Genomic DNA, 16,329 nt, shown 5'->3' with positions numbered 1-16,329 from the left:
CAATTTTACCCCTTCACACCATCTTCTGTGTTCCAACTACCTTGTAACTTCCTTAGGAAAATAATCTGACCAGTATGATAAGTTATATGTATTGTTAAGTGGGCAATTACCTCAGCTTGCTCCTCCACTTTCTTCCTATCTGCATTTTGTATTTCTATTCGCCAGTTTTCAATTCCCCTTGTCATCCGTTCTCGGGCATCATGCCAAGTAAGTCCATCTTTATTCAAAAAAGTAGATTCAACTTGTTTTTTGTCTGATGGTACGTTCTTAAATCTGTTTAAATGTCTTTCATTATAAAAGATCAAATGATTCACTATTTCTCGTATAGAGTTTACTTCATCTGAAGGTTTCCAATCTGCATCTTCTGCTGTTAGTCCTTGTATAGATTGAGATAACGATACGAACCATGTATTTTCCAAACAAGCGTCCATTTGGGCTAATAAGACTTCTTTCGTATCCATTCTTTTCCTCCTTTAAATATTAATGTCTATGAATACATCTACGTAATTAATTCTACATAATTATGTGAATCCCTTTTTTATATAATCCTTTATGTGTGCACCCCCTTTCCATTCTATCTTGATACAAATGGATTGCCATCTACCCAAAATCGATAAGGATAATCCTTTGCCTCACCAGTATTATCTATACCGATTCGACTTCCAGTTTTCACCGATGCGGGAGATTTTCCTTCCGATATAAATAAGGGAGGAGCTAACATAAAATGTCCGTAATCCTCCATGTATATCCCCATAGCTTGTGTTAATTTTCCTGGCCCACTCGTTAAGTTCTGAAACTTCTTCACTGGCCTTCGCATAAGCATTTCATCTATACCGGAGAAAGGCTCGACTGCCCGAATTAACACGCTCTCAGGATCACCTTCCATACTACTAACTACATTTATAAGACGATGATTATGAATAAGATGTACATATGCATATCCTGGTTTGGAATAGAGAATCTCTGTCCGTTTTGTTCTGCGATTCCCGTAACCATGCGCAGCCCGGTCTGTATTCCCTAAATATGCCTCTGTCTCTACAATAACCCCTGAACTTGTTCCTTCTTCTGTTTGTTTCACTAAAATACAACCTAATAGATTCTTCGCTAGTTCGAGTGTTGGTACTTGGTAAAATGATTCTGCTAAAGGTTGGAAGTTCTGTTGTTGATCCATTGTTTACACATCCTTTTGTTTTCTTTCAGTGTACCCGATCCCTTCAACCTATAAATATAACCAATTTTCTAACTACTTATGGTATAGTAAATTTACAGATATATTGGAGGTGTATCATGAAGCCATTTTATTTATTGATCATATGTTGCGCTTTCTTCTTCCTGATAGGATGTGTGGAAGAAACGATAGCCACTGATAAACCCACTCATTCAAATCCAAAAGAAAATCAACTCCTGGAGCCGCCTCGTTTATCAATCGATATTGGTAATGAGTCAATTTCACCCATTCAAGGAACATACAGTTGGGAATATGATAATAATGATGGGACCATGACAAATACAACGGTAGATAAAGAAGGGCCACCCAGATTAGCAAAACAATTCCATTCACCTAACGTAACTACAAACTCTGAGGTTACATTAAACTTTGACCTTGAACCTAATGACTATGATGTTAGAATTTGGAAGGATGATAAAGTGGTAAGTTCTTCGGATTCTATAGATTTAACGAATAAAGGAGAGATAATCTATGAAATCATCGGTTATTGGGATCAAGGAGAAGCATCTTATGTATTTTCTCTTCGTATAGAGTAAGAAATACCACACTACCGATAAAGCCCATTCACGATATTTATTAATCGTTGCTTCCTTTCAGAAGGGACCGCCTCAAATAACCGTGCACCAGCAATAATTGGTCCCCATTGAAAAACGACATCTTTCGTTATTTCTGAAGTCGAACAATATAAATCTATATAAAGATTAGCTTACGCTTGATCAGAACAAGATAGTAATAAATAGGTTCGGTAAACATCTGCGACAAATCCAACTCACTTCACTATCCCAATAACAAAACCATCATAATCTTTAGAGCCAACTGTTTGAATAGCAGTAGATTCAATACGCTCTTCATTTTCAAGCATATTCACAAACTCTCTCAAGCCTTGAATACGTTCATCCTCGCTTTTTTGATCAATCACTTCTCCGTTTCGCACAACATTATCTGCAATGAGAAGTGCTCCTTCATTGGCTAATCGTAATGCCCATTCTAAATACTTGGGATTATTTTGTTTATCCGCATCGATAAAAATAACGTCAAATGATTCTCCTGCATTTTCTAAAGTCGGAAGCGTATCAAGCGCATTTCCAACGAGTACTTGCACTGTTTGTTTAAACCCAGCATTCTCTATATTCTGCCTTGCTACTTCGGCATGGCTTTGATTTGCTTCCAATGATATTACCTTTCCATTCTGTGTTACTGCTTTGGCAAACCATATCGAACTGTAACCGCCCAATGTTCCAATCTCTAACACTTGTCTCGCAGACTTCATTTTTGTTAATAGGTATAATAACTTCCCTTGCAAAGGTGCCACATCGATTTGTGGTAATCCTGCTGCTTGATTATTGTCTAAAGTTTGATTCAATATCTTATCATCGGGTAAAAGTTTTGCCTCAAAGTACTCGTCTACATTCTTCCATAATGAGTGATTTTTCATAAATTTCTCCCCTCTCTGTTTACTATTATATACTAATACACAATTAACCTATGAATATCTCTCCATATAGATTCTTTCCTTAAAACCTTTTAAAGAAGAAAACCGTTCTTTCTTTCGCTTTGTTTCTATAAATCCTAACTTAGAATACATGTTTAGAGCTACTACATTAGTATCTACTACTTCTAACATATAGTGTTGATGTGGAGCGTGCACTAACACATGGTTAAATAAAGCAGTAGATACACCTTTACCTCTTGCTTTTTCCATAGTTGCAACACATTCAATATAGCCAGTTTCATCACCAAAAAGAAGCTGACTGTTAAATTCATCTTTCATAAAGCGGTATGCTACTATACCTTTCCAAGCACCAAAATGTTTTTTTAGTACCTCTTGTTTTATAGGTATTGCTCGTTGTTTTTTATTTGAACAGGCTAGAATCCCTACAATTTCACTTTCCAACATTCCAATATAAAATACTTCTGGACAGATCATTTGTTGAAAAGCGCTGACTAACTTTTCCTTATCCTTTGAAAGAAAAGATAACTCCTTTTCATAACCACTCACAAATACCTGTGCCACTTCTCTTCTCACATCTGTATTTATGTCCTTCATTCGTTTCACCTCAACGATAGGTTTATGCATATTATTCTCCTTTCTCTTCCTTCATAAGAAATACTGTTAAATCATTTCCTCTTTCGACCTTACCAACTATATTCCTTCCTTTATAATGAATTGAACTTATCTTCATTATCTGAAGTAATTATTCATATGTTATCCACCTAGGGACTGATATTTCTTATGTTCTTTTCAAATACCAGTTAATTGAATTTTATTTTTAACAATGAAATAATAAGAATTATACCTATTGACTTACTAGGCATTATAGAGGAGGTCCTAAATAATGAATAATTTACTCGAACTCAATACAACTGAAAAACGCATACAATTATTAAAAAATACTGTTGCGCCATTTAATGAACGCGCACAAAAGCATGATAAAGACGTATCTTTTCCATTTGAAAACTATAAAGACTTACAATCAATTGGTTATCCTAGTTTGACCATACCAAAGGAATACGGAGGCGCCGGGATAACCTTAGATGAATTACTGACCTATCAAGAAATCATCGCACAGGCAGATGGCTCTACTGCTTTATCAATCGGTTGGCATATGGGGATTATGAAATATCTTGGTGAAAACAAAATATGGAATGAAGATGTCTATTCCACTGTAGCAAATGATGTTATTCAAAACGGAGCTCTACTCAACAATGCAGCAACAGAACCAGCTACTGGCAGCCCGACCAGAGGCGGTAAACCAGAGACACACGCGATTAAACAAGGTAACAAGTGGATAATGAATGGCAGAAAAACATTCACTACACTATCTCCAATTCTTACCTACTTTGTTGTTAGTGCAACTATTGATGAGACAGGTGAAGTCGGCAATTTCTTAATCAAACGAGATAGACCGGGCGTGAACGTAGAAGAGACGTGGGATTCTATTGCAATGCGTGGCAGCGGAAGTCACGATTTAGTATTAGAGAATGTTCACCTAGATGAAGAAAATTTAGTAGAGATATTATCAAACAAGAAAAGAAAACCAGCTGGTTGGTTACTTCACATACCTGCCTGTTATCTAGGAATCGCACAGGCAGCGCAAAAAGAAGCGGTACAATTCGCCATGAATTATTCACCAAACAGTATTGAAGGAACTATATCTGATTTACCTAATGTAAAACAAAAGATGGGTGACCTTGAATTGTTATTAATGGAATCTAAGCATTTCCTTCATTCCATTGCACAACAATGGGATAATGGCGATGAAAACATTCGTGTTGCGATGGGACCTGAACTTGGTGCAGCAAAACTATCGGTTACTAATAAAGCTGTTCATGCCGTTGATTTAGCTATGCGGATTGTTGGAGCAAAAAGCTTATCAGAGAAAAACAATCTACAACGCTACTATCGAGACGTTCGAGCGGGATTGCACAATCCTCCGATGGATGATATGACAATGATGCAATTAGCTGATAGATCAATGAAAGAGAATAACTAATTCATATGTAACCTCCTATTTTCATAAAGTTCGTATTTGGACTTATTATGACTATAGGAGGTTGTTTTTCTTGAACAGATTTCATGTTATTCATTCAATAAAATGTTTTTAAAAATATTGGCTCTACAATGAATGTGGTGGTGCTTCTTGTCCTGTCAATGTTTTAAAGATGTAAAAAATGCACCGTTCTCTCTCTTTTGATACCCTAAAGTTGCGACACAAAAGGCAAAGGAGAGAGAACGAATGCAAAACCATTTTATCATAGAAATGTTAGGGATAAAAGATACTAATGTGAAGGTGTGAACAACACGATTAAAGTAATAAAACGCAATTCTTATGGAATCAAAGGCTTCGAGAGATTAAAGAAGAAAATCCTATGGCAACAAGGAAATGAAAAAGGTGATGGGTTGATTCAACCCACCACCACATTTGACATAGAACCAAAATATTTTTCTCACAAACGAATAAAAGCTATATAAGCGTAAGAAATATACGGAGACTCCTGTGGGAGTGAGGCATAGGTTAGACCCCGGAATGCGGAGCATCCGGAGGCTCACCAGCCGCCCACGGAAAGCGCAGTATATTTCTGAAGCGGGTTTTCAATTCCAATTCATTCGAAATGATCTTTTCTTACATTTACTACATGACTGGCCCGAAGGATCAACAATTATTTGATTGATTGTTTCTGTTAATTTAATTATCTTCTTGGCAGAAATATCAATTCCGGTTGCCTGACCATCGTGCTTCCAAGGTGAGAAATTTGTAGTTACTGCTGATAATTCTCCAAAACCTCTTTTAAAACCAAAACATGATTATGTTCCTTATCTTTCGCTGCATAAAGCAAAATCAGATTTTGCTTTTCCTGTATTTCTTTTAACTCTAATAATTTCATTATCTTTGATTGATCTTCAAGTAACTCTTTTTTATACTCTTTTTTAAATTGATCAAATTTTTCTGGATCATGATTGAACCACTTTCTAAGATTTGGACTCGGGGTAACATCTTTCGCCCAGTCATCTAAATTAGCAGTCGCTTTTGAGATTCCTCTTGGCCATACTCGATCAACTAAAACTCTATAACCGTCGGGTTGCGAGTCTTCATAAATTCTTTGTAAGACAATTGGAATATTATCCCCTCCTCTATCAATTATACTTTTTCTATTCCCATGAGTGCTAGTAACTCTTCTTCATTCTTAATTAAATCTTCTAGTGTATATTCTTCTAGTACCTTAAAGAAAGCTACCAATGCTTTATTAATCACGTGTTTGAGTGTACATCCTGGAGAAATAACACAATGGTTTGTCCCTTTATCAAAGCACTCCAACAAAACAAAATCATTCTCTAACTGTCTAATTAAAAGTCCTATATTTATCTCTGAAGCTGGTTTAGCTAGCTTTATCCCACCATTTCTTCCACGAATCGTCACAACTAATTCCATTTTTGTTAATTCATGCACAACTTTCCGCAGATGTTCTTGTGAAATTTGATAAACTTCAGCTATTTCCTTAATATTCGCAAGCTCTTGATCCGATTTCAAACCGGTAAATATCAAAACTCGTAGTGCATAATCGGTATATTTTTTTAAGTTCATTTTTTAACACCTACTTGCTATATCTTTCACATTATTGTAACACATGGTTGCGTTAGACTTATTGTATTTAGAATGTAATCGTATAAAATAAAAGATGTATAGAAAATACATCTTTTATTTAGGAGTGATTTCATGTCAAACACAACCGTACTTTTAGACAAAAAAACGACAGAAATTATTAAAGCTACCGTACCAGTATTAAAGGAGCACGGAGAAGCCATAACTAAGCATTTTTACAAGATACTTTTAGAAAACAATCCAGAACTAAAAAATGTCTTTAATCAAACAAATCAACGGAAAGGAGCCCAATCGAAAGCACTAGCAAATACGGTATACGCTGCTGCAGCAAACATTGAGAAATTAGAAGAAATCTTACCACATGTTAAACAAATTGCACATAAACATGTCAGTTTAAATATTAAACCAGAACAATATCCTATTGTTGGTAAATACCTGTTAATAGCGATCAAGGAAGTATTAGGAGATGCAGCTACTGACGAAATTATAGAGGCATGGGAAAAAGCATACTTTGTTATCGCGGACATCTTTATATCCGTAGAAAAAGAGATGTACAACGAGAAAAAGAACCAGATCGGTGGATGGACCGGTTTTCGTGATTTTAAAGTTATTAAAAAAGTAAAAGAAAGTAAGGAGATTACTTCTTTTTATCTCAAGCCGGATGATAATTTACCAATCACCACTTTCATACCTGGGCAATATATTACGATAAAAGCACAGATAGAAAGTGAAGCTTATGTTCATTTACGACAATATAGCTTATCAACGGCACCAGGGAAAGATTATTATCGTATTAGTGTAAAACGAGAAGCTTCAAATCAACCGATTGGAGTTGTATCTAATTATCTTCACACTTCTGTGGAAGTGGGATCTGTTTTACCAATCAGTGCACCTGCTGGTGATTTTATTTTAGACGAACGTGACCACCGTCCTCTAGTTTTAATTAGTGGTGGAGTTGGATTAACTCCCATCATGAGTATGTTAGAATCCGTTGTAGAACATCAGCCAAATCGGAATGTAGTATTCATTCATGCTGCCAAATCTATCGACCATCAAGCGATGAGAAAAAGAGTTTCTGAAATAGCAAAATCTAAAGAACAAGTGAAGCAGTATGTTGTATATAGTAACCCAACGAATCGTACAGATGGAGATAAACAAGGCTATATCGATTATGAATGGTTAAAAGAAGTTATCCCTACAAAAGATGCTGCCTTTTACTTGTGCGGGCCGAAGCCTTTTATGAGTGCAATAAACAATGATCTACAAAATATGAACATTGCTCAAAACGATATTCATATGGAATTATTTGGACCTCTCGAACCTATTGCGAAGTAACAATGGAAAAGGATTGACAGTCGAGTGTCAATCCTTTTTGCCCCTTCCTGCGCAGTTTAAACACAAAAGTGTTCTATCATCTTGTAAAACTCCTTCTACAAAACCACCTGAACAATAAACGTTGTCTCCACATATCTTACATTTACCAACAACTTCTTTATTCAACAAATACCACCTCTTTAGAAAAATCGAGTCAATCCTCCGTCCGTCAATAAATCAATCATATATGGTTCATCCTTAAATGTCATTACGTCATGAACAAATTACTTTTCCAGCCAGTTACTAAGTCATCAATGTAAACCACTTAATTGTTCCGTTTCCTGTTTATTCTTTGCTTTCGGCCAAATAAAAATTGTTAGATAGCCTATAAGAGCAGAGAAAATAAACAAGAATGGGTACCCCATCGCTTCACTTATTGTTCCAGCAATAATCGAACCAAACACTTGCCCTAAAGCTAATAATAAAAATGGTACACCTAACCCAAACGATGCATTAGTAATAAAAGTATTTGTACCCCATACAATTAGTAATCCTGTTACAAATATATAAGAACTTCCAAATAGGATTGGAGAAATAATCCCGCTTAACGTATTAGTTGGAAATAACCCTAATAATAAAGAAGCGGTCGATAACATAATTACTGTTATAACATACGCTTTGGATAGTCCTATTTTGGAAACAAAGTAACCCGCCGTACCACCAGCAAGTCCAGATAGTCCAATAAGGACCCAAAATAAATCGCCTAATAAGGTAGGTAGTTGTTCAATTCCAATTATATAATCACGTGAGAAGGTCCAATATACGGCACTAGAGATACCTAAAAGAATAGAAGCACTAATTAATCCAATAGCATTTTTCCACTCCTGTTTGTAAGGAAAAAATGATAATGGTGATGCCTCCTTTTTAGAAATATTTTTACGTGGAAGACTGAAATAATTTACTAGTAAAACTGCGAAAGCTACGATTGCGAAAATAATATATACCTGTCTCCAATCATTCGTCATCGTAAGTGCAATCATACCTGTAAACGCAGTTCCAATACTTGTTCCTGAATTTATCCAAGAGTTTGTTTGATCTTTTTTATCCGTATTTATTTTAGTACTAACAATATCTGCATAAGGCGGCGAAGCTAAACCAGTACTTAACCCAGCAATGAACACTCCCATACCCAACAATAAGGAATTATTCGAACCAGCGATCAATCCTAATCCGGTGATAGAAAAAAGACCAGCTATCATTATGATATTTTTGGAACCAATTTTAACTGCAAAAATCATTGCCATAATAATAGCAATACAATACGCAAAGTACGATAGTGATGAAATAACTCCCGACACACTTTGACTAATTGTTAATGATTCACGAATGTATGGAAGCATCAATCCAAAGCTGAATCTAGATAAACCATACGTTACTGCTATCATCGGTAGTCCAGCCATTATTAATGTCCTTGATTTCATTGTGCATCCTCCTTATTTAGATAGAACGTTCATTATAGTAAAAAGCTTAAAATAAAGAAAATAGATCAACATCTATTTTCCAATCAACTTCGATGCCACATTTTTGGTTTCTCTTCTGGTCGCTTCCGTATCCAAAATTTGAAACATGGATGTCGCACCCTCTAAGATAAGTGTGATTTGTATACTGGCAGAATAGTTATCATCCATATTCAATCTAGCCAGGTCTTGACTAATTTTATCAATGAGATTCTGCTTATACTCCACACTTAGTGAGGTAATCTCTTCATTAATTCCTTCGTACTCTTGTTTCGCCCGTAAGAACAGACATCCATTAAAGCCATCCTTTACAAGCCAATCAATATGAAAATCAATTAACGATTCTATATAGCTCTCTACATCTGTTTGCTCAGAAGTATTAGACCTTAATAAATCAAAATAGATTTCCTCCCTACGTTTTAATACTTCCGTAATTAATTCTTCTTTTGAATCGAAATGATTATACATTGTCATTGTCGCCACATTAGCTTCATTCAAAATTTGCTTTATACCAATCGTATGGAATCCTTGTTTGTAAAAAAGGGCTTCAGCTGCATCCAATAAATCTTCTCTTTTCTTTGATTTCCTCATGCTTACCCTCCTTAGATAGAACGATCATTACACTTAAAGACTAACATATATTACTTTCCCGTACAATTAAACAATTTAAATTATGATTGTACATCCTCTGGTCCCCAATATGCTTTCATATCAATAATAAATCCGTCATCATTAAATGTCATTACATCAATACAGCGAATAACTGCGCCTTTTCCTTCCATTTCAACGTATATATTAAATGCCATAGCTGCTGCATTACCATGTGATCCACGTATTGGTGCAGCTAATTCTAATCTTTTCACCGATGGAATAGCTTGTTGAAAGAATGTCGTAATCGAGGCTTTTCCTTTTAAAGGCTCACTTCCAACAGGATCTTCTACACGTGCATCTTCTGCAAATAAGGAAATTACTTTTTCTGAATTCCCTTCATTAAATCCTTCTAGATATTTTTGTAGGCTTGCTTTCATTTCTTGCTCTGTTGGCATGTAAAATCACCGCTTCCGTCCTTTTTTTATCCTATTTACTTAGTTGTTCAGTTCTAAACCCTTTTCATAAATAAGATTCTATCTTGCCCTTGTCCATCGTAATTGGAGACAACTTCGATTCCGTCTACTTCTTTATCCCCTTCTTCGATAGCAAATCCCATCTGCTTATGAAAAGCTATGGACCCTTTGTTGACCGGAGATGTTACTGAACGGACAATGTTCCTTCCTTTCTGTTGAATCATCTTAAAGAAAGTATTATAAAGCCTTCTCGCAACTTGTTGATTACGATAATCAGGATGTACTCCAACAAAATGAATATACGCTGTATTCTTTTTACTTTGCGATAAGAATCCAATTAAAAATCCTACTACTTCTTTATCGTCTTCCACTATAAAGCTCGTATCATTAAAATGATTAAAAAATAATTTAGGTAACATATCTGACATATTCCTGCCTCCCCACCACTCGTTTACCAATGGGGATATAGTATAATAATCTGAACTTTGGATGTGCCTTATTTTCAACTATTTTTCTCCTTTCCGTTATATAGATAAATATCTATGCTAATCCAATATTAATTCGCACTCAACATTGAAAAAGAAGGGGTATAGTCGAGTAAAACCCTTATTCTATCCATACTATCATTCATCACGAATAGTTACTCAAAACAAAGACGCGCCAAAAGACAATCTACACATAGCTTAGTGGATTTTCACCTATTATGTCATTCGAAAAGGTCATAACCATATATCATTAACTCTCATTCTAGTGATAATGCAACTTTCAATATATCTTCATAAATAACATTCCAATTATGATGATACAAGCTCGCTTCTGCTGGATGAATAAACGTTCTACGGTTCGATTCATACGTTGCTTCAAATGGATGTAGGTGAGTAACATTCATTTTATAAAAAACTTGATAACCCACCTTTGGATACTTACTACCCTCTCTCCAATTTTCATTTTCACTATGATCGACAATTATGTATCCTAGTAACAAACAGTCCCCTTCTACATAACCTTCTTCCAGTGTTTCCCTTTGGAAGCATTGTTCAGGTGTCTCTCCTACTTCGATGTGCCCTCCCGTAAAATCCCAGCCACGCTGTTTCAAATCAATCATTAATAATTTTCCATCTTGAAAGCATAATCCATGCACGCTTGTAATTAGATGAAATGATGGTAGCATCCTGCTTGGTGCCCATGTCAGCTTTACCTTAGCATCTCCCCATTTTACGTTAGTTGGTGTCAAATTGCCTTCCTCCTACCCAAGAATTTGTTAATTTTAAAAGGGCTGGACAATTGTATGCCCAGCCTCTCCTTACACTTATACCAATAGATCCTCTATCTTGTTTAGAATCTCATATGCACCTTCTGATTTATTCGAACACACGACAATTATTAACGATGTGTCAGGATACTGTACAAATCGAAAATTAACTCCTGGATCATACCCCATCAGAATATGCTTAATTGTTTTGTCTTCGATTACTTGCATATAACCAGCATAGCCATAGTAAATATCATCATCCACGCGGACTATAGGCTTTAATAGAAGGTCTGTCATGTTTCTTGATAAAAGTCGGGCCTGTGTTAGCGCATCCCAGAATAAAGCCATATCTCTAGCTGTCACATATGCACCACCATCAGAAGCAGATTTGACTGGAAGAGAATATATATTTGTCTTCCAAGCCCCGTCTGGCTTTTCGATATAACCCAATGCAGTTCGTCCTGGTAAATCATCCATCTCAAAATACCCAGAGTCTTCCATTCCCGCCTTTTGAAATATATACTTCTCGATATAATCACCAAATACATATCCAGAGACCTTCTCGACAATTAATCCTAGCAGAATATAACCAGCATTATTGTATGAAAATGCGTTTCCGACTTTTCCTTTCATCTTCATACCTTTAAATAACGGCAAAAAATCCTTTAGACTCCGCATATGATACATTGGTATGGACGCCCACAGTTCTTCATAATCATCCATCTCGTCTTCATCGAAATAATCAGGAATGCCTGATGTGTGGGTTAATAAATCATGAACAGTGATATCCTTATCAAAATACGGAAAATCATAATCCAAGCATTGATTTAATGTAGTGTCAAAAGATAATTTTCCTGCTTCAATTAATTGGCAAACGGCAATAGATGTAAATATTTTACACCCAGAGGCAATCCCATAACGAGTATTGGTTTGGTTTTTAATTCTTTCTGCATAATTGGAATAACCATAATTTTTCGTTGTTATTCCTTCAGAATTTTTCACATGAAACGTTCCTGAAAATTGAATATCATTCGCAACTTTATCAACATACTCCATCTTTTTATTCATCATTATATCCTCCTAAATGTCCTTTAGTATTTTTAAAAACGTATGGTAAGGATCATTTAGTTAGGATGTTCACACTTGGAATCTACACATGGAGATCTCCTCCTCTTTATCAGTAAGAATACCATATTTCTCATTTTTCTGAAATAAACAACTAATAAAAAACACTACATATTGTTTTTCAAAGGAGGATATTAGAATTTCAGATTCGATTTAGAGGACAGTGCGACTTTATGGACTTTGTTATAACTGATACTGAGACCTGAAATTTACGCTGAGCAATTCATATTTTGTTAAATCAATTTCACACTTACCAATTTTTATCAACGAATTATTAGTAATAATATTTTTATTAATGTTCAGGTATCAGTGGAAAATCGACTTTGATTATAATGGAAGACGGCGACTCCTGCTCAGAGCAATGAGCTAAAATCCACTAGGAAAAGAGGTTTTCTTTTCCTAGTTAGTTGAAGCTGTGCCTGCTAATAAGCGGCCGTCTGCAATGGAAATCAAACAACGCTTCATACGGATTTTACACTAAATATATTAATTATGAAATTGATTCACTAAAGTAAATACCAAATCTATTTGTGTTCATCTTTTACATGATACGTGTCCAAATGATGAAACTCTACTAATTCTCCGCCAGCCTGAACAACAAGCAGATCTTCACCATATATTTGTTTATCACCATAGTATGGGAACACTTTCAATGTGATTTCATATGCTTCTCCAACGTCGCCTATTTGTTTAATCTTTAATATCTCTGCTTCATCTGCGGACCACTCTAAATCTTCTGGAGCTTTTTTATCATCTTTGTATATGGTAGTAATCGCTTCGTCAATTGGTTCCCTGAGACTAATGATAAGTGCATATTCGAGAGTCTTGGTAAAATCCGTATCCGCTTCATTAATGGGCTTTGCAAAAACAGATGGGGCACCTATACATACGCTAATGAAAAACGTTAAAACAACAATTCTTTTCATTGAAAAATCACCTCTGTTTATCGTTTGTATATAAGGTGATCTTATGCAAGGTATATTTCCACTAAAAACGCGGTGCGAAAAAATTCTATAGTGATAATCCAGTCCATGACCAATACGTATAATAGAATATCAACATAGAAATAAAATAAACAGGCATCAGTAGCATACTTAACTTTATCAAATCTCTGGCTTCAAAGTTCATTTCCTCCTGTTCAAAATACACAAGCAATGCTTTAGAGCTAACTGGAAAAGTCACACAATAATTCATACCAATCAAACTTAAAAATAAAACTGCGGTAGCATTCAAATCTAACGACGTACTCAACATAAGAAATCCAGGTAGAAATACAATGGCTCTTGTCGTATGGGAGGTCACGTATAAATGACTCGTAATGGAAATGAGTAGAATCACACAAAGTATTCCCCAATGACTGAAGCCAGAATATGTTGAAATAAATTGAAAGATATGTTCCTCAACCCATCCAACAACTCCTGTTTCCACTAGGTTAATCCCTAAAGCCGTTGCAGCCGATACAAATATAATCAAATTCCAAGATACTGCCTTTATCCCTTGCCTCCACGAAATCAGACCATATTTAGGAGTCATCAAAACAATAGCCCCCAAAATAGTAATAAACCCAATTTCATAACCATGTACTGCCTCTGTTAACCAAAGCAGAACAAGAATGCCAATGATTATTAAGGTTTGCGACTCTTTTTTTGTCATAGCTTTTTTCTCATGTTCAACTGAATCACTGACTATTTCCGTGGATACAGGATTAGAGCCTTGCCGTACCATATATAGTTTTATTACAAAGTAGGTAACAAGGCTAATAAACAAAGCAAAAGGCAAACCCCAAATCAACCAATTAAAATACGAAATCGAATCCCCTGTTGTTTGGTTTAATAGTTCTATACCTATTAGATGTGATCCCGCTCCAATCACAGTAGCTGATGTTGACATCAAAATAATGATTGGGACAAACAACGCAAGTGTTTGCTTCTGTTTCTCATCCTTAATTCGTCTACCCAATTCCTTAACAACAGGCAATGTTAACGCAGCCCTCCCAGATGTAGATGGAATAAAAATAGCTAATGGAAAAAGCGCTACCATGACATAAAATAAAAGTCCATTGTAACTTGTAGAGCGATGTAGGATCGAGTTCATCATTCGATCAGCTAATCCAGAACGTTTTACCGCTTCACCTATCATAAATGCTCCAATCATTAACCAAACTATTTCAAGTGAAAATGATTCATATAATAAGCTAGTGCTAGCTCCTTTTAATAGAATGATCGATAATAATGATCCAAGTGCTACATATCCAGCAGGGAGCTTCGTAGCTACCCATAATACCATCGCAATAATAAAAATAATTAGCGTAACCTTTGCCTCGTACTCTAACGATCTAGTAAACGAGAATGCTACAAATAAAATGATGAATATACTGTATAGAAATACAGAGCGATAAGACATGCCATTAAAATATTTAGTGATCGGAGACATTCTCGCATTTCTTCTTTCTATTCGAGTATCGCCTATCATATTACATCCCGTTTATATTTGCGTTGTGCAATGTTGTATCCTATTTGTATTTGTCTTATCGCTGCCTCTGCACTATCCGCAATCCAAATAGCTGCTTCTTCCATAGCACTTTCTAATGAAGTCGGTTTTTGGATAATACTTATATACGCATCAATCCCACTTGTGTAATTAATACTTGCTCCTTCGCCAATGGTACCGGTAATAGCAATCACCGGGACCCCTGCTAATTTGGCTATCCTCGAAACTTCTGATGGTATTTTTCCATTTGGCGTTTGGCCATCTAAACATCCTTCCGCAGTTAAAACCAAATCAGCACCCTGAATATGATCTTCAAGCTGAATATATTGCATGATAATATCATAGCGAGGATGTAGCACAGCATTTGTGAAGGCAAGCAATCCCGCTCCTAGACCACCTGAAGCTCCACTTCCCGGTATGACTCTAACATCAACACCCATTGCTTCCTGGATCAAAGACGCATAGTGTTCTAAACCATCACTTAAAATTTCTACTTCTTCAGGCGTAGCGCCTTTTTGTGGAGCAAATACACGGGCCACTCCTTTTTCACCACAAAGAATATTATGCCAATTACAAGCAACATCAATATTCACTTTAGCTACTCTTTGGTCCAAATGAGAGAGGTCAATATGTTCGACTTGACTTAAGTCGCCACCTCCACGGATATCCAATAACTGATGATGTTGATTGAGAAATTGAACACCTAACGCTTGAGCCATTCCAGCTCCCCCATCAGAAGTTCCCGAATCACCACACCCGATAATAATATGATCGACATTTTCGTCTAAAGCGGCCGTGATTAGTTCGCCCACACCAAATGTAGTCGTTTCCAAAGGATTACGCATGGAACGAGGAACTAATTTTAACCCTGCAACAGCTGCCATTTCTATTACAGCAGTTTTTATCCCTTTCTCTTTATATACTCCAAAATGGCTCATTATCTGTTCGCCTACCGGACCAGTGACTTTCTTGTAAATAAGTTTTCCTTTTTTAATATTGATAATGGTTTCTGCAAAACCTTCCCCACCATCAATCATTGGAATGACAACTGTTTCTACATTTCGATCAAATCGACGGATGCCCGTATCCATAGAGCTCGCAACTTCTTCTGCGTTCAGGCACTCTTTAAATCCGGATGGTATGATTACAATTTTCATAAGATAGCCTCCAATATCATCATTTAAGTTATAAACAATATCTTAATGATGAATAATGAGATAGCTATTAAGGCTTTCTT

General features: G+C 35.9%; 19 protein-coding genes and 1 pseudogene. 4 read left to right on the top strand and 16 right to left on the bottom strand.

Translation table 11 applies throughout. The annotated features are described in order from the left end of the window. Positions 1-5 precede the first annotated feature (5 nt). The gene (locus OB_RS01730) at positions 6-461 is read right to left on the bottom strand and encodes a DinB family protein (RefSeq protein ID WP_011064700.1); all 456 of its coding nucleotides are present in this window, start codon (positions 459-461) and stop codon (positions 6-8) included. A 113-nt stretch (positions 462-574) separates the two neighbouring features. Beyond that, entirely contained in the window at positions 575-1,171 is a 597-nt protein-coding gene (locus OB_RS01725; RefSeq protein ID WP_011064699.1) for a DNA-3-methyladenine glycosylase, read from the bottom strand. Positions 1,172-1,287: 116 nt separating this feature from the next. Here OB_RS01725 and OB_RS01720 point away from each other — a divergent pair, with 116 nt between their 5' ends. Beyond that, the gene (locus OB_RS01720) at positions 1,288-1,764 is read left to right on the top strand and encodes a hypothetical protein (protein ID WP_011064698.1); all 477 of its coding nucleotides are present in this window, start codon (positions 1,288-1,290) and stop codon (positions 1,762-1,764) included. Positions 1,765-1,997: 233 nt separating this feature from the next. Here OB_RS01720 and OB_RS01715 read toward each other — a convergent pair whose 3' ends face one another. Next, the gene (locus OB_RS01715; RefSeq protein ID WP_011064697.1) at positions 1,998-2,663 is read right to left on the bottom strand and encodes an O-methyltransferase; all 666 of its coding nucleotides are present in this window, start codon (positions 2,661-2,663) and stop codon (positions 1,998-2,000) included. Between the two features lie 48 nt (positions 2,664-2,711). Continuing rightward, positions 2,712-3,305, bottom strand: coding sequence for a GNAT family N-acetyltransferase (locus OB_RS01710; protein ID WP_011064696.1), 594 nt, complete (start codon positions 3,303-3,305; stop codon positions 2,712-2,714). 259 nt (positions 3,306-3,564) lie between these two features. On the opposite strand from OB_RS01710, the gene OB_RS01705 reads away from it, so the two are divergent. Together OB_RS01705 and OB_RS18845 are read left to right on the top strand one after the other, a co-directional pair. Continuing rightward, positions 3,565-4,722 (top strand): acyl-CoA dehydrogenase family protein, encoded by a 1,158-nt coding sequence (locus OB_RS01705; protein WP_011064695.1) that lies wholly within the window; start codon positions 3,565-3,567, stop codon positions 4,720-4,722. Positions 4,723-5,021: 299 nt separating this feature from the next. Further along, positions 5,022-5,201 (top strand): hypothetical protein, encoded by a 180-nt coding sequence (locus OB_RS18845; RefSeq protein ID WP_152023686.1) that lies wholly within the window; start codon positions 5,022-5,024, stop codon positions 5,199-5,201. Between the two features lie 120 nt (positions 5,202-5,321). On the opposite strand, the pseudogene OB_RS18720 reads toward OB_RS18845, so the two are convergent. The 3 genes and pseudogenes from OB_RS18720 to nsrR all read right to left on the bottom strand — a co-directional run. After that, positions 5,322-5,450: pseudogene (locus OB_RS18720) on the bottom strand (ATP-dependent Clp protease proteolytic subunit); the annotation flags it as partial. Positions 5,451-5,488: 38 nt separating this feature from the next. Further along, on the bottom strand, positions 5,489-5,848 hold the full coding sequence (locus OB_RS01700; RefSeq protein ID WP_041544074.1) for a DUF488 domain-containing protein: 360 nt from the start codon (positions 5,846-5,848) through the stop codon (positions 5,489-5,491). Positions 5,849-5,868: 20 nt separating this feature from the next. Continuing rightward, positions 5,869-6,312 carry a nitric oxide-sensing transcriptional repressor NsrR gene (nsrR, locus tag OB_RS01695; protein WP_011064694.1) on the bottom strand — a complete coding sequence of 148 codons (444 nt, stop codon included), beginning with the start codon at positions 6,310-6,312 and terminating at the stop codon, positions 5,869-5,871. Positions 6,313-6,444: 132 nt separating this feature from the next. On the opposite strand from nsrR, the gene hmpA reads away from it, so the two are divergent. Beyond that, positions 6,445-7,665, top strand: coding sequence for an NO-inducible flavohemoprotein (hmpA, locus tag OB_RS01690; RefSeq protein WP_011064693.1), 1,221 nt, complete (start codon positions 6,445-6,447; stop codon positions 7,663-7,665). Positions 7,666-7,955: 290 nt separating this feature from the next. Here hmpA and OB_RS01685 read toward each other — a convergent pair whose 3' ends face one another. From OB_RS01685 to OB_RS01645, 9 genes are all read right to left on the bottom strand, one after another. Continuing rightward, complete coding sequence (locus OB_RS01685) at positions 7,956-9,125, bottom strand: MFS transporter (protein ID WP_011064692.1); 1,170 nt, start codon at positions 9,123-9,125, stop codon at positions 7,956-7,958. 72 nt (positions 9,126-9,197) lie between these two features. Beyond that, the gene (locus tag OB_RS01680) at positions 9,198-9,752 is read right to left on the bottom strand and encodes a TetR/AcrR family transcriptional regulator (protein WP_011064691.1); all 555 of its coding nucleotides are present in this window, start codon (positions 9,750-9,752) and stop codon (positions 9,198-9,200) included. Positions 9,753-9,832: 80 nt separating this feature from the next. Continuing rightward, entirely contained in the window at positions 9,833-10,207 is a 375-nt protein-coding gene (locus OB_RS01675; protein ID WP_011064690.1) for a steroid Delta-isomerase, read from the bottom strand. Between the two features lie 53 nt (positions 10,208-10,260). Next, positions 10,261-10,731 (bottom strand): GNAT family N-acetyltransferase, encoded by a 471-nt coding sequence (locus OB_RS01670; protein WP_011064689.1) that lies wholly within the window; start codon positions 10,729-10,731, stop codon positions 10,261-10,263. A 236-nt stretch (positions 10,732-10,967) separates the two neighbouring features. After that, complete coding sequence (locus tag OB_RS01665; RefSeq protein WP_011064688.1) at positions 10,968-11,459, bottom strand: NUDIX hydrolase; 492 nt, start codon at positions 11,457-11,459, stop codon at positions 10,968-10,970. Positions 11,460-11,534: 75 nt separating this feature from the next. Further along, a complete protein-coding gene (locus OB_RS01660) occupies positions 11,535-12,545 on the bottom strand; it encodes a serine hydrolase domain-containing protein (protein ID WP_011064687.1) in 1,011 nt (336 codons plus the stop codon). 581 nt (positions 12,546-13,126) lie between these two features. Further along, positions 13,127-13,528, bottom strand: coding sequence for a DUF3888 domain-containing protein (locus tag OB_RS01655; RefSeq protein WP_011064686.1), 402 nt, complete (start codon positions 13,526-13,528; stop codon positions 13,127-13,129). Positions 13,529-13,613: 85 nt separating this feature from the next. Then, positions 13,614-15,074 (bottom strand): SLC13 family permease, encoded by a 1,461-nt coding sequence (locus OB_RS01650; protein WP_050750199.1) that lies wholly within the window; start codon positions 15,072-15,074, stop codon positions 13,614-13,616. Next, positions 15,071-16,249: a glycerate kinase family protein gene (locus tag OB_RS01645; protein WP_011064684.1), complete on the bottom strand. Its 1,179-nt coding sequence runs from the start codon at positions 16,247-16,249 to the stop codon at positions 15,071-15,073. Before OB_RS01645 ends, OB_RS01650 begins: the two co-directional genes overlap by 4 nt. Positions 16,250-16,329: the final 80 nt, after the last annotated feature.

This window comes from Oceanobacillus iheyensis HTE831 (assembly GCF_000011245.1).
Classification (GTDB): Bacteria; Bacillota; Bacilli; order Bacillales; family Amphibacillaceae; genus Oceanobacillus; species Oceanobacillus iheyensis.
This window is presented reverse-complemented; position numbering and strand designations above follow the sequence as displayed.